17 protein-coding genes are annotated in these 13,058 nt (G+C 65.0%); all 17 read left to right on the top strand.

Going from position 1 to position 13,058, the window contains the following annotated elements; translation table 11 throughout:
* The first annotated feature begins 101 nt into the window (after positions 1 to 101).
* Complete coding sequence (locus tag FBT96_RS05815) at positions 102 to 458, top strand: NADH-quinone oxidoreductase subunit A (RefSeq protein ID WP_136905443.1); 357 nt, start codon at positions 102 to 104, stop codon at positions 456 to 458.
* A complete protein-coding gene (locus FBT96_RS05810; protein WP_110803837.1) occupies positions 449 to 982 on the top strand; it encodes a NuoB/complex I 20 kDa subunit family protein in 534 nt (177 codons plus the stop codon). The genes FBT96_RS05815 and FBT96_RS05810 overlap by 10 nt, the downstream gene beginning before the upstream one ends.
* 11 nt (positions 983 to 993) lie before the next feature.
* On the top strand, positions 994 to 1,593 hold the full coding sequence (locus FBT96_RS05805) for an NADH-quinone oxidoreductase subunit C (protein WP_136905384.1): 600 nt from the start codon (positions 994 to 996) through the stop codon (positions 1,591 to 1,593).
* Between the two features lie 45 nt (positions 1,594 to 1,638).
* Positions 1,639 to 2,880 carry an NADH-quinone oxidoreductase subunit D gene (locus FBT96_RS05800; protein ID WP_136905383.1) on the top strand — a complete coding sequence of 414 codons (1,242 nt, stop codon included), beginning with the start codon at positions 1,639 to 1,641 and terminating at the stop codon, positions 2,878 to 2,880.
* The gene (locus tag FBT96_RS05795; RefSeq protein WP_136905382.1) at positions 2,880 to 4,049 is read left to right on the top strand and encodes an NADH-quinone oxidoreductase subunit E; all 1,170 of its coding nucleotides are present in this window, start codon (positions 2,880 to 2,882) and stop codon (positions 4,047 to 4,049) included. The genes FBT96_RS05800 and FBT96_RS05795 overlap by 1 nt, the downstream gene beginning before the upstream one ends.
* A 99-nt stretch (positions 4,050 to 4,148) precedes the next feature.
* The gene (locus FBT96_RS05790) at positions 4,149 to 4,601 is read left to right on the top strand and encodes a hypothetical protein (RefSeq protein ID WP_136905381.1); all 453 of its coding nucleotides are present in this window, start codon (positions 4,149 to 4,151) and stop codon (positions 4,599 to 4,601) included.
* Positions 4,602 to 4,796: 195 nt separating this feature from the next.
* A complete protein-coding gene (gene nuoF / locus FBT96_RS05785) occupies positions 4,797 to 6,092 on the top strand; it encodes an NADH-quinone oxidoreductase subunit NuoF (RefSeq protein ID WP_136905380.1) in 1,296 nt (431 codons plus the stop codon).
* A gap of 6 nt (positions 6,093 to 6,098) precedes the next feature.
* Positions 6,099 to 6,575, top strand: coding sequence for a hypothetical protein (locus tag FBT96_RS05780; RefSeq protein WP_136905379.1), 477 nt, complete (start codon positions 6,099 to 6,101; stop codon positions 6,573 to 6,575).
* Complete coding sequence (locus tag FBT96_RS05775) at positions 6,575 to 6,859, top strand: hypothetical protein (protein WP_136905378.1); 285 nt, start codon at positions 6,575 to 6,577, stop codon at positions 6,857 to 6,859. The genes FBT96_RS05780 and FBT96_RS05775 overlap by 1 nt, the downstream gene beginning before the upstream one ends.
* Positions 6,856 to 7,686, top strand: coding sequence for a class I SAM-dependent methyltransferase (locus tag FBT96_RS05770; protein ID WP_136905377.1), 831 nt, complete (start codon positions 6,856 to 6,858; stop codon positions 7,684 to 7,686). Before FBT96_RS05775 ends, FBT96_RS05770 begins: the two co-directional genes overlap by 4 nt.
* Before the next feature lie 64 nt (positions 7,687 to 7,750).
* Complete coding sequence (nuoG, locus tag FBT96_RS05765; protein WP_136905376.1) at positions 7,751 to 9,748, top strand: NADH-quinone oxidoreductase subunit NuoG; 1,998 nt, start codon at positions 7,751 to 7,753, stop codon at positions 9,746 to 9,748.
* A gap of 4 nt (positions 9,749 to 9,752) precedes the next feature.
* Positions 9,753 to 10,160 (top strand): hypothetical protein, encoded by a 408-nt coding sequence (locus FBT96_RS05760; RefSeq protein ID WP_074554002.1) that lies wholly within the window; start codon positions 9,753 to 9,755, stop codon positions 10,158 to 10,160.
* 33 nt (positions 10,161 to 10,193) lie between these two features.
* Positions 10,194 to 11,231, top strand: a complete 1,038-nt coding sequence (gene nuoH, locus FBT96_RS05755; RefSeq protein WP_136905375.1) for an NADH-quinone oxidoreductase subunit NuoH — start codon at positions 10,194 to 10,196, stop codon at positions 11,229 to 11,231.
* Positions 11,228 to 11,515: a hypothetical protein gene (locus tag FBT96_RS05750; protein ID WP_136905374.1), complete on the top strand. Its 288-nt coding sequence runs from the start codon at positions 11,228 to 11,230 to the stop codon at positions 11,513 to 11,515. The genes nuoH and FBT96_RS05750 overlap by 4 nt, the downstream gene beginning before the upstream one ends.
* Positions 11,515 to 12,006 carry an NADH-quinone oxidoreductase subunit NuoI gene (nuoI, locus tag FBT96_RS05745; protein WP_023916454.1) on the top strand — a complete coding sequence of 164 codons (492 nt, stop codon included), beginning with the start codon at positions 11,515 to 11,517 and terminating at the stop codon, positions 12,004 to 12,006. Before FBT96_RS05750 ends, nuoI begins: the two co-directional genes overlap by 1 nt.
* Positions 12,003 to 12,413 (top strand): carboxymuconolactone decarboxylase family protein, encoded by a 411-nt coding sequence (locus FBT96_RS05740; protein ID WP_055208802.1) that lies wholly within the window; start codon positions 12,003 to 12,005, stop codon positions 12,411 to 12,413. The genes nuoI and FBT96_RS05740 overlap by 4 nt, the downstream gene beginning before the upstream one ends.
* On the top strand, positions 12,410 to 13,018 hold the full coding sequence (locus FBT96_RS05735) for an NADH-quinone oxidoreductase subunit J (protein WP_136905373.1): 609 nt from the start codon (positions 12,410 to 12,412) through the stop codon (positions 13,016 to 13,018). The genes FBT96_RS05740 and FBT96_RS05735 overlap by 4 nt, the downstream gene beginning before the upstream one ends.
* The last annotated feature ends 40 nt before the right edge of the window (positions 13,019 to 13,058 follow it).

The following is a 13,058-nucleotide window of genomic DNA, read 5'->3' as shown; positions in this document are numbered from 1 at the left end:
GGGGGGGAGAGGGCTATTCCTCCCCTTGCCGCCCCCGCGCACGGGAAGGTGCAACCGGGGGCAAAAGGGGTCAAAAGATGCAAGACGCGCTCACGCATGGAATGTTGCGGGAATATCTTCCCATACTCGTCCTTCTGGCCATGGCGATCGGGCTTGGACTGATCCTGATTGCCGCGGCCGCGATCATCGCCCATCGCAATCCCGACCCGGAAAAAGTCTCGGCCTACGAATGCGGCTTCAACGCCTTTGACGACGCGCGGATGAAGTTCGACGTGCGCTTCTATCTGGTGTCGATCCTGTTCATCATCTTCGATCTTGAAGTGGCGTTCCTGTTCCCCTGGGCGGTGGCCTTTGGCGACATGTCGATGACCGCCTTCTGGTCGATGATGGTGTTCCTGTCCGTGCTGACCGTGGGCTTTGCCTATGAATGGAAGAAGGGGGCGCTGGAATGGGCGTGATGACCGGGGCCAACACCGCCGCCGTCGACATGGACGTTGCCGCGGCCGCGCTCAACCGCGACCTGCAGGACAAGGGCTTCCTGCTCACCACCGCCGAGGACATCATCAACTGGGCGCGCAACGGCTCGCTGCACTGGATGACCTTCGGTCTGGCCTGCTGCGCGGTCGAGATGATGCACACCGCGATGCCGCGCTATGACGTCGAACGCTACGGCTTCGCGCCGCGCGCCTCGCCGCGGCAATCCGACGTGATGATCGTCGCGGGCACGCTGACCAACAAGATGGCGCCTGCGCTGCGCAAGGTCTACGACCAGATGCCCGAGCCGCGCTATGTGATCTCGATGGGCAGCTGCGCCAATGGCGGCGGTTATTATCACTACAGCTATTCCGTCGTGCGCGGCTGCGACCGCATCGTGCCGGTCGATATCTATGTGCCCGGCTGTCCGCCCTCGGCAGAGGCGCTGATGTATGGTATCTTGCAGCTGCAGCGCAAGATCCGCCGCACCGGCACGCTGGTGCGCTGAGGAGGATGAGCATGAGCGAAAAGCTGCAAGACCTCGCGGCGCATGTCGCGCGGAAACGTGCCGGGGAGGTGATCTCGGCCGAGGTGATCGGCGGCGAGCTGACGGTGACCGTCAGGCCCGAGGGCATTGTCGGCTTCGTGCAGTTCCTGCGCGATGACGTGGACTGCCGCTTCACCACGCTGGTCGATCTGACCGCCGTCGACTGGCCCGAACGCCCGGCGCGGTTCGAGATGGTCTGGCATTTCCTGTCGATGTGGAAGAACCAGCGCATCCGCGTCAAGGCGGCCCTGACCGAAGACGTGATGTGCCCCTCGATCACCGACGTCTATCCGGCGGCGAACTGGTACGAGCGCGAAGTCTTCGACATGTTCGGCATCCTGTTCTCGGGCCATCCGGACCTGCGCCGGCTGCTGACCGATTACGGCTTCCGCGGCCACCCGCTGCGCAAGGATTTCCCGACCACCGGCTACATCGAGCTGCGTTACGACGAGGTGCAAAAGCGCGTCGTCTACGAACCGGTGAAGCTGGCGCAGGAATACCGGCAATTCGATTTCCTCAGCCCGTGGGAAGGCGCGCAGAGCGTGCTTCCGGGCGACGAGAAGCGCAGCTGATCCGGCAACGGAACGGCTGAGGCAAGCAGCACAAGGGGAAGAGGCATGGACGGCGACATCCGGCACAACAGCTACGACGACGGCTCGGAAGACGTGCTGACCGGCGAGCAGAGCATCCGCAACTTCAACATCAACTTCGGCCCGCAACACCCTGCGGCGCACGGGGTTTTGCGGATGGTGCTGGAACTCGACGGGGAAATCGTCGAACGTGCCGACCCGCATATCGGGCTTTTGCACCGCGGCACCGAAAAGCTGATGGAAAGCCGGACCTATCTGCAGAACACGCCCTATTTCGACCGGCTCGACTATGTGGCGCCGATGAACCAGGAACATGCCTGGTGCCTGGCGATCGAGAAGCTGACCGGGACTGCCGTGCCGCGCCGCGCCTCGCTGATCCGGGTGCTGTTTTCGGAAATCGGCCGGATCCTGAACCATCTTCTGAACGTCACCACGCAGGCGATGGACGTCGGCGCGCTGACGCCGCCGCTCTGGGGCTTCGAGGAACGCGAAAAGCTCATGATCTTCTACGAACGGGCCTGTGGCGCGCGTCTGCACGCGAACTACTTCCGCCCGGGCGGGGTGCATCAGGATCTGCCGCCCGATCTGATCGACGATATCGAGATCTGGGCCAAGGCTTTCCCGCAGGTGCTTGATGACATCGAGGGGCTGCTGACCGAAAACCGGATCTTCAAGCAGCGCAACGCCGATATCTGCATCATCACCGAGGAAGAGATTTCCCGCTGGGGCTATTCCGGCGTGATGGTCCGCGGTTCCGGCTTCGCCTGGGATTTGCGCCGCGCGCAACCCTATGAATGCTATGACGAATTCGACTTCAAAGTGGCCATCGGCAAGAATGGCGACTGCTATGACCGCTACCTGGTCCGCATGGCCGAGATGCGCGAGTCGACCAGCATCATCCTGCAGGCCTGCGCGAAACTGCGCGCGCCGGACGGGCAGGGCGACATCCTTTCGCGCGGCAAGCTGACGCCGCCGAAACGGGCCGAGATGAAGACCTCGATGGAGGCGCTCATCCACCATTTCAAGCTTTACACCGAGGGCTTCAAGGTTCCCGCGGGCGAGGTCTATGCCGCGGTCGAGGCGCCGAAGGGCGAATTCGGCGTCTATCTGGTCGCCGATGGCACCAACAAACCCTATCGCGCCAAGATCCGCGCGCCGGGCTACGCGCATCTGCAATCGATCGATGCCGTCGCCAAGGGACACCAACTGGCCGATGTGTCGGCCATCATCGGCACGATGGATGTCGTGTTCGGGGAGATTGACCGCTGATGCTGCGCCGTTTGCACGCCACCCAACCCGACAGCTTCGCCTTCACGCCCGCGAACCGCGCCTGGGCGGAAGCGCAGATCACCAAATACCCCGCGGGCCGTCAGGCCTCGGCGGTGATCCCGCTGCTTTTCCGCGCGCAGGAACAGGAAGGCTGGCTCTCGAAGCCCGCGATCGAACATGTCGCCGACCTGCTCGACATGCCCTATATCCGCGTGCTCGAAGTGGCGTCCTTCTACTTCATGTTCCAGCTGCAGCCGACGGGTTCGGTCGCGCATATCCAGGTCTGCGGCACCACAAGCTGCATGATCATGGGCTCGGAAAACCTGATGTCGGTCTGCAAGCGCAAGATCTCGGCGCAGCCGCATGCGCTGTCGGCCGATGGCAAGTTCAGCTGGGAAGAGGTCGAATGTCTGGGCGCCTGCGCGAATGCGCCGATGGCGCAGATCGGCAAGGATTACTACGAGGACCTGACCGAGGCGGGGCTGGAGCGGCTGATCGACGATCTGGCCGCGGGCAAGACGCTGGTGCCGGGCTCTCAGATCGGGCGGTTCGGGGCGGAACCCGCGACCGGCCTGACCAGCTGCACGGCGACCCCGGGGGGGCGCGAGGCGCAGAACGGCTCGGTCGCGCGGGCGGTGGCGGTGGGCGATGGCACCCGCCGGATCGACGGGACCGAGGTGCGGCTTTCCGCCCCATGGCAGGTCTCGGGGCAGATGGGCGCGATCGGTCTGATGAGCGCGCGGCCGCGCTCGGCGGTGCAGCAGCAGGCGGCGGCCGAGGCGGCGAAAGCGGCGGCGACGGCGGATCTGGCCGGGGGGACGTCAACCCCGGTGGCACCGGCGGCCGGGGCGGCGGCGAAAGCCGCACAAACGGCTGAAACCGCTGCGCAGAAACCGCTTGCGTTGGCCGCGGCACGCGACGGCAAGGCGGACGACCTGCAGAAGATCGAGAGCATCGGACCGGCGATCGAGGCGCTTCTGCACGATCTGGGCATCTTCCATTTCGACCAGATCGCCGCTTGGGGCGTGGCCGAAATTGCCTGGATGGACGGCAATCTGAAGGGCTTTCCGGGGCGCGCCAGTGGCGACCGCTGGGTGGTTCAGGCGCAGATCATCGTCGAGGAAGGGCTTGACCGTTTCCTCGAACGGGCGAAGACAAACAGTTACTGAAGACGGACGACTGATCTGAAGACTTGAACGACAACCTACAGAGGCCGGGACGGCGTGACGTCCGCCACCCGGCACGGAAAGAGGGAAAGGAAAGGCAAAATGTCGACGAACGACACAGACTGCCAGACGAAAGCCCGCAAGCTGGGTGGTTGGCTCGGTGCCGCGATTTTCTTTGCACTTTGGCTTCTGGGTTCGGTGGGGATCTGGATGGCGGCGATCGCCGGGGTGATCTCTGCGCTGATCCTTGCGCGGCTGATCTGCTGGGCGACCTGCGGTCTGCCTGAACCGAAAGCGCCGATGACGGCCGAAGAGGGCGCCGCGCTGCGCCGGGCGGTTCCGGCCGCGGCGCCTGCGGCGGCGGTGAAGACCGCCGAAGTGCCGAAAGCGCCCGAACCGGTGAAAGCCGCGCCGGTCGCCGCGCCCGCTGTGGCTCCGGTCAAGGCCGCCGAACCGGCGCCCGCGCCGGTCGTCGCACCGACTGCTGCGGCGCCGAAACCGGCTGCCAAACCGGCGCCCGCGCAGAAAGGCAAGCAAAAGCCCCGTCGGGGCTGAGGAAAGACCCCGCCCGGCGCCTGGGGAGAGGCGCTGGCGCGGCAAGACACGATCCCGAGCCCTGCGGGGCTCGGGATTTCCCGGACCGAGGTCCGGAAGCGCCGGGTTGCGGCCCGGACGAGGGAGACCGTGTGCATCGCAGGCCGATGCCGCGCGGGCCGGGGACCGGCCCCCGCCGAAACCGAGGGAATGGACATGCTCAACGATCACGATCGCATCTTCACCAACATCTACGGGATGCACGACCGCTCGCTGAAGGGCGCGATGGCGCGTGGTCACTGGGATGGCACGGCGGCGATCCTGGGCAACGGCCGGGACTGGATCATCGAGCAGGTCAAGACCTCGGGGCTGCGCGGACGCGGCGGCGCGGGCTTTCCGACCGGGCTCAAATGGTCGTTCATGCCGAAGCAATCCGACGGGCGGCCCTCGTTTCTGGTGATCAACGCCGATGAATCCGAGCCCGGGACCTGCAAGGACCGCGAAATCATGCGCCACGATCCGCATACGCTGATCGAAGGCGCGCTGATCGCCGGTTTCGCCATGGGCGCGCGGGCGGCCTATATCTACATCCGCGGCGAATATGTCCGCGAAAAGGAGGCCCTGCAGGCCGCCATCGACGAATGCTACGAAGCCGGGCTGATCGGCAAGAACGCCTGCCGCTCGGACTACGACTTCGACGTCTATCTGCACCACGGCGCGGGCGCCTATATCTGCGGCGAGGAAACCGCGCTTCTGGAAAGCCTTGAGGGCAAGAAGGGGATGCCGCGGATGAAACCGCCGTTCCCGGCGGGCTCGGGGCTGTATGGCTGCCCGACCACGGTGAACAACGTCGAATCCATCGCCGTCGTGCCGACGATCCTGCGCCGCGGTGGCGCCTGGTTCGCGGGCATCGGGCGGCCGAACAACACCGGCGTCAAGCTGTTCGCGATGTCGGGCCATGTGAACACCCCCTGCGTCGTCGAGGAATCGATGTCGATCAGCATGAAGGAGCTGATCGAGAAACACGGCGGCGGCGTGCGCGGCGGCTGGAAAAACCTGAAAGCGGTGATCCCGGGCGGGGCTTCGTGCCCGGTCATTCCGGCGCATCTGTGCGAAGACGCGATCATGGATTACGACGGCATGCGCGAAAAGCAGTCGTCCTTCGGCACCGCCTGCCTGATCGTGATGGATCAGCAGACCGACATCATCAAGGCGATCGCCCGGCTGTCGAAATTCTTCAAGCACGAGAGCTGCGGCCAGTGCACCCCCTGCCGCGAGGGGACCTCGTGGATGTGGCGGGTGATGGACCGTCTGGTGACGGGCGAGGCCGAGATCGAAGAAATCGACATGCTGTTTTCGGTGACGAAACAGGTCGAGGGCCACACGATCTGCGCCCTTGGCGATGCCGCCGCCTGGCCGATCCAGGGGCTGATCCGGCATTACCGCGAGGAGATCGAGGACCGGATCAAGGCGCGCAAGACCGGCCGCATGGGCGCGATGGCGGCGGAGTGATCTGAGATGGCCACCGGGTCGGGCAGCTTTCACAGGATCACGACGGGGGGAACGGCGACGGTTGCGGTGCTGGCCTGCGCCTGTCTGCCTGCGCTGGCCGAGCCCCCGGCGTACAGCCTGCGCGCTTCGGGCTACATCCCCGATCTGTCGCGGCATCTGCGCCTGTCCGAGGGCGTGCGCGGCGCGCAGGTGGACTATTACGGTCAGGTGATGACCGGCGGCCAGCAGTGCGAAAGAAACGCGCAGGGGCTGGAGGAGTGCCTTTCCTGGGACGGCTTCGCCTCGGCCTTCGAGGTCGAATACGAGGGCGTCACGGAAACCGACGAGCGCGCGCTGAAAAAGGGCGTGCTGCTGGTGGTCGATATCGTCTGCCCCTCGTCGCGGGCGATCTCGCGCGATCCCGCCGAGGTGCGGCGGCTGGCGGCGGGCGTCTATCGGCTGGATCTGGCCTGTCCGCGGGTCAACGAGAGGAAGGGCTACTGATGCGGGCGCTGCTGCTTCCCCTTGCGATCGCGGGCTGCGCCGCCGCGGCGCCGATGCCCGATGGCGGCGCCCATGCGCCGCGCCTGGCCGAGGTTGCGGGCTATCAGGGGGCCTTCCTGTCCTCGGGCGAACTGGCGGTGACGCGCAAGGCCGCCCGCTTCGGCTATGACGAGGGCGCCGAGGCGAAACGCGCCGCCAATGCGCTCTGCGGTGGCAAGGTCGCCTCGGGCGACAGGGACAATTTCAGCGAAGGCGCGTGGATCTTTCCGGGGGGCTGTGCATGAGCAAGACCGACAACGGCACGACGGCGGTCGAGGCGACGGCGGCCTCCGACGCGGGCGCGACCCCGGCGAAAAAGGCCAAGCCGAATTTCCGGTTTCAGGGCACCGATGTCGCTGCGGACATTCGCGAGAAATACAAGACGGGCGGCGATCTGGTCGATCTTTACGCCACGACCGAGGGGCGGGAGGTGCACAAGTGGCACCATTATCTGCCGATCTATGAGCGCTATTTCGAGAAGTTCCGCGGCAAGCCGGTGCGGATGCTGGAAATCGGCACTTGGCGCGGCGGCTCGCTCGGGCTCTGGCGGCGCTATTTCGGCCCCGAAGCGGTGATCTTCGGCATCGACATCAACCCCGACTGCGCCCAATACAACGGCGAGGCGGGGCAGGTGCGGATCGGCTCGCAGGCCGACCCGAAGTTTCTGGCCGAGGTCATCGCGGAAATGGGCGGTGTCGACATCATTCTGGATGACGGCAGCCATATGATGAAACACGTCCGCGCCAGCCTGCGCACGCTCTTCCCGCTTCTGTCCGAGGGCGGCCTCTACATGATCGAAGACATGCAATGCGCCTATTGGAAGAACTTTGGCGGCGGTCTTGATACGCCCGACAACATCTTCAATTTCCTGCGCAAACTGACCGACGACATGCACCGCTGGTATCATGGCGGCAAGCAGAAGGTCGGGCCGTTCGGGCATCTGGTCTCGGGCATCCATGTGCATGACGCGATCATCGTGCTGGAGAAAGACCCGGTGCATCCGCCGGTCAATTCGATCCGAGGCGGACGTGCCGCCGAGACCCCCGCCAAGACGGACGACGCCGAAAGCTGAGCGTCCGAACCTACCAACGACCGGGGGCATCTGCCCCGCCACCGACTGCAAGTGGAGAAGAAGCGTGAGCACCCTGCGCAAGATCATCATCGACGGCATCGAGGTCGAGGTCGATCCCAGCCTGACCCTGATCCAGGCCTGCGAACAGGCGGGCATCGAAGTGCCGCGGTTCTGCTATCATGAACGGCTGTCGATCGCGGGCAACTGCCGGATGTGTCTGGTCGAAGTGGTCGGCGGTCCGCCCAAGCCCACCGCCAGCTGTGCCATGCAGATCAAGGACTTGCGCCCCGGCCCGAATGGCGAGCCCTCGGTGATCAGGACGAATTCGCCGATGGTGCGGAAGGCGCGCGAAGGCGTGATGGAATTCCTGCTGATCAACCACCCGCTGGATTGCCCGATCTGCGATCAGGGCGGCGAATGCGATCTGCAGGATCAGGCGATGGCCTATGGCGGCTCGGTCTCGCGCTTCCGCGAGGTCAAGCGCACCTCGGACAACCTCAACCTTGGCCCGCTGGTCAAGACCGAGATGACGCGCTGCATTTCCTGCACCCGCTGCGTGCGCTTCACCACCGAGGTTGCGGGCATCACCCAGATGGGCCAGACCGGGCGCGGCTGCGACAGCGAGATCACCAGCTATCTGGACATGACGCTCGACAGCAACCTGCAGGGCAACATCATCGACCTGTGCCCGGTCGGCGCGCTGACCTCCAAGCCCTATGCCTTCACTGCGCGTCCGTGGGAACTGGTGAAGACCGAAAGCATCGACGTGATGGACGCGCTTGGCTCGAACATCCGCATCGACGCCAAGGGCCGCGAGGTCAAACGCATCGTGCCGCGCAACCATGACGGCGTGAACGAGGAATGGCTGAGCGACAAGGGCCGTTTCATCTGGGACGGGCTGCGCCGCCAACGCCTTGATACGCCTTACATTCGCGAAAACGGCAAGCTGCGCAAGGCCAGCTGGCCCGAGGCGCTCTCTGCCGCCGCCGCGGCGATGACGGGCAAGAAGGTTCTGGGTCTGGTCGGCGATCTTTGCTCGACCGAGGCCGCCTACAGCCTGAAGCACCTGATCGAAGCGCAGGGAGGCTCGGTCGAATGCCGCACCGATGGCGCGCGTCTGCCGATCGGCAACCGGTCTGCCTATGTCGGCAATGTCGCGATTGCGGACATTGACCAGGCCAAGGAAATCATCCTGATCGGCACCGATCCGCGGACCGAGGCGCCGGTGCTGAACGCCCGTATCCGCAAGGCCTGGGCCAGGGGCGCGGTGGTCAAGCTGATCGGCCCGGCGGTCGATCTGACCTATGATTATGACCATGTCGGCACCGACCGCGCGGCCTTGGCCGGGTTGAAAGCGTCGAAAGAGGCCATCGTGATCCTGGGGCAGGGCGCGATTTCCGAGGCCGATGGCGATGCGGTGATCGCGAATGCGATGGCGCTGTCGGGGCGGATGCTGATGCTGCACACCGCGGCCGCCCGCGTCGGTGCGATGGATGTGGGGGCGGTCACCAATGGCGGTCTGCTCGTCGCGCTCGAGGGCGTGCAGGTGATCTACAACATGGGCGCCGACGAGGTGGAAATCACCCCGGCCTCCGAAGGCGGGCCGTTTGTCATCTATCAGGGCTCGCACGGCGATCGCGGGGCTTCGCGCGCCGACATCATCCTGCCGGGCGCGGCCTATACCGAAGAACACGGGCTGTTCGTCAACACCGAGGGGCGTCCGCAGCTGGCTTTCCGCGCCACCTTCGCGCCGGGCGAAGCCAAGGAAAACTGGGCGATCCTGCGCGCGCTGTCGGCGGAACTGGGGGCCACGCTGCCCTGGGACAGCCTTGGCGGGCTGCGCCAGTCGATGCTGGCGAAACACCCGCATCTGGGCGACATCGACGATCTGGCCGACAACGGCTGGACCGTGCCCGAGCGGCGCGACATGGGCAAGGCGAGCTTCCGGCTGGCGCTTGCCGATTATTACTTCACCAACCCGATCGCCCGGGCTTCGGTGGTGATGGCGGAGTGTTCGGCGCAGGCCAAGGGGCGCAAATCCCCGGCCGTGGCGGCGGAGTGACCCCATGACCCTGTCGCCGATCCTTCCCGTGGCGCTTCTGACCGGCCTTGCGGCCGGGCTGAGCGGCTGCGCCGAAGCCGGGGGCGGGGCGGTCTCGGGCGCGACGATCACCTATGAGGGGGTCGAGACGCATCTGCTCGATGACGATCTGGTGGGATTTCAGGTGGCGCTGTCGGGCACCACCAGCAAGGCGGCGGTGACGGCTTATGCCGCCTGCGCCGCGGCACAATATGCGCAGATCCGCGGCTTCGGCTTTGCCCGGCATGTGCGTACCAACGTGACACGCTCGGGCGGCAGCCTGCAGGCGGATGCGGTTTACCTCATCTCGCCGGCGCTGCCGCGGGGCTTGCGCACGATCGATGCGGAAGTGACCGTCGCCGATTGCCACGAGCGCGGCATTCCGACGGTTTGAAACGAATGATGCAGGACGGATCCGAGGGACAACATGGCTGACTTCTGGGCAACATCACTTGGACAGACCCTCATCCTGCTTGCGCAGGGTCTGGGCATCATCGCTTTCGTGATGATCGGCCTTTTGCTGCTGGTCTGGGGCGACCGCAAGATCTGGGCGGCGGTGCAGATGCGCCGGGGTCCGAACGTGGTGGGCGCCTTCGGCCTTTTGCAATCGGTGGCGGATGCGGCGAAATATGTCTTCAAGGAAATCGTCGTGCCCGCGGGCGTCGACAAGCCGGTCTATTTCCTTGCGCCGATGCTCAGCCTTGTTCTGGCGCTTCTGGCCTGGGTCGTCGTGCCGTTCAACGAAGGCTGGGTGATGGCCGACATCAACGTCGCCGTCCTCTTCGTCTTCGCGGCCTCCTCGCTGGAGGTTTACGGCGTGATCATGGGCGGCTGGGCCTCGAACTCGAAATATCCCTTCCTCGGCTCGCTGCGCTCGGCGGCGCAGATGATTTCCTATGAAGTGTCGATGGGTCTGATCATCGTCGGCGTGATCATCTCGACCGGCTCGATGAACCTCTCGGCGATCGTCGAGGCGCAGCGCGGGGATTTCGGCCTGCTGAACTGGTACTGGCTGCCGCATCTGCCGATGGTGGCGCTGTTCTTCATCTCGGCGCTCGCCGAAACCAACCGCCCGCCCTTCGACCTGCCGGAAGCGGAATCCGAACTCGTCGCGGGCTTCATGGTCGAATATTCCTCGACGCCCTATCTGCTGTTCATGGCGGGCGAATATATCGCCGTCTGGCTGATGTGCGCGCTGACCTCGGTCCTGTTCTTCGGCGGCTGGCTCTCGCCCATTCCCGGCGTGCCCGATGGCGTGCTCTGGATGGTGGCGAAGATGGCGGCGGTGTTCTTCGTCTTCGCCATGGTGAAGGCCATCGTGCCGCGCTACCGCTACGACCAGCTGATGCGGATCGGCTGGAAAGTCTTCCTGCCGCTGTCGCTGGCCTGGGTCGTGGTCGTGGCTTTCCTGGCGAAATTCGAAGTTCTGGGCGGCTTCTGGGCCCGTTGGAGCATGGGAGCATGAACGTGAAGGATCCGAACCGCGAGACGCTGACCCTGACCCTTGACGGGCGCGTGGTGAAGCTGGTGCCGGTCATCGTCGAGGGCTACCGGCTGGAAGTGGATGGCAGGAACGTGACCTCGTTCCTGTCGAAGACGCCGCCGATCATGCGGGCGGTGGGGGCGCTGGAAGGGCGCGGAGATTTTGGCGTGGGCGACCTCGAGGTCGCCTCCGACAGCCGGAAATGGACCGTTTCCGGCCCGGCCAAGCAAGGCACTGGCAAGACCGATCCGGCGGAGAACGACTGATGGCTTTCGATTATGTTCGCGCAGCGAAATACTTCGTCCTGTGGGACTTCATCAAAGGCTTCGCGCTGGGGATGAAATACTTCGTCGCGCCGAAGCCGACGCTGAACTACCCGCATGAAAAGGGGCCGCTGTCGCCGCGCTTCCGCGGCGAACATGCGCTGCGCCGCTATCCCTCGGGCGAGGAACGCTGCATCGCCTGCAAGCTGTGCGAGGCGATCTGCCCGGCGCAGGCGATCACCATCGACGCCGAACCGCGCGAGGACGGCTCGCGCCGGACCACGCGTTACGACATCGACATGACCAAGTGCATCTACTGCGGCTATTGCCAGGAGGCCTGCCCGGTCGATGCCATCGTCGAGGGGCCGAATTTCGAATACGCCACCGAGACGCGCGAGGAACTGTTCTACACCAAGGAAAAACTGCTGGAGAACGGCGCTCGTTGGGAGGCCGAAATCGCCCGCAACATCGAGATGGATGCACCCTACAGATGAACGCGGATTTTCAGAAGCTTTTCATGGCGATGATGGAGCAGGGCACGGAAATGGCCCGGATGTTCAACCCGGCTCTGGAGAGCTTCAACCCCAAGGCCTTCGAGAAGATGTTTCCGACCATGCCGGCCGACATGCTGGAAATGTGGTTCGGCAAGACCTTCAACCGCGACGGGCTGGATGCGCGCACCCGGCTTCTAGTGACGCTGGCGGGGCAGGTGACGCTGGGCGCGCAGGCCGAGGCGCCGGTCCGGCTGACCATCCGCCATGCGCTTGAGGCGGGGGCAACCGAGCGGGAGATCGCCGAGGTGATCTTTCAGATGAGCATGTTCGGCGGCGTGCCCGCCATGACCAAGGCGCTGGAACTGGCGCGCGAGGTCTTCGACGAGAAATCGGGGGAAAACACATGACGGTGTTCGTATTCGCCTTTTACCTTTTCGCCGTCGTGGCGGTGGTTGCGGGCCTCATGGTGGTGCTTTCCAAGAACCCGGTGCATGCGGTTTTGTGGCTGATCCTGACCTTCCTGTCGGCGGCGGGGCTTTTCGTGCTGATGGGGGCGGAATTCGTCGCCATGCTGCTGATCATCGTCTATGTCGGCGCGGTGGCGGTGCTGTTCCTGTTTGTCGTGATGATGCTTGACATCGACTTTGCGGCGCTGCGCGGGCAGCTGGTGCGCTATGCGCCGGTGGGCGGGCTGATCGCGCTGGTCATGCTGGCGCAGCTGGCGACCGGGCTGATGGTCTGGAACACGGCGGATGCGGCCAATGGCCTGCGCGCCGCGCCCGCGCCCGAGGGGGTCGAAAACACCGCCGCCCTCGGCATGATCCTTTATGACAAATACCTCTACCTCTTCCAGGGCGCGGGTCTGGTGCTGCTGGTCGCGATGATCGGGGCGATCCTGCTGACGCTGCGCCACCGCACCGACATCAAGCGGCAAAACGTGATCGCGCAGATGCACCGCGACCCGGCCAAGGCGCTGGAGATGGTCGACGTGAAACCGGGGCAGGGGCTGTGATGAGAAAGAACAAGACAACGGGGTCGGGCCCGGAGGGGAA

The sequence above is a fragment of the Rhodobacter capsulatus genome, from assembly GCF_005144475.1.
In the GTDB taxonomy this organism is placed as follows: domain Bacteria; phylum Pseudomonadota; class Alphaproteobacteria; order Rhodobacterales; family Rhodobacteraceae; genus Rhodobacter; species Rhodobacter capsulatus_C.
This window is presented reverse-complemented; position numbering and strand designations above follow the sequence as displayed.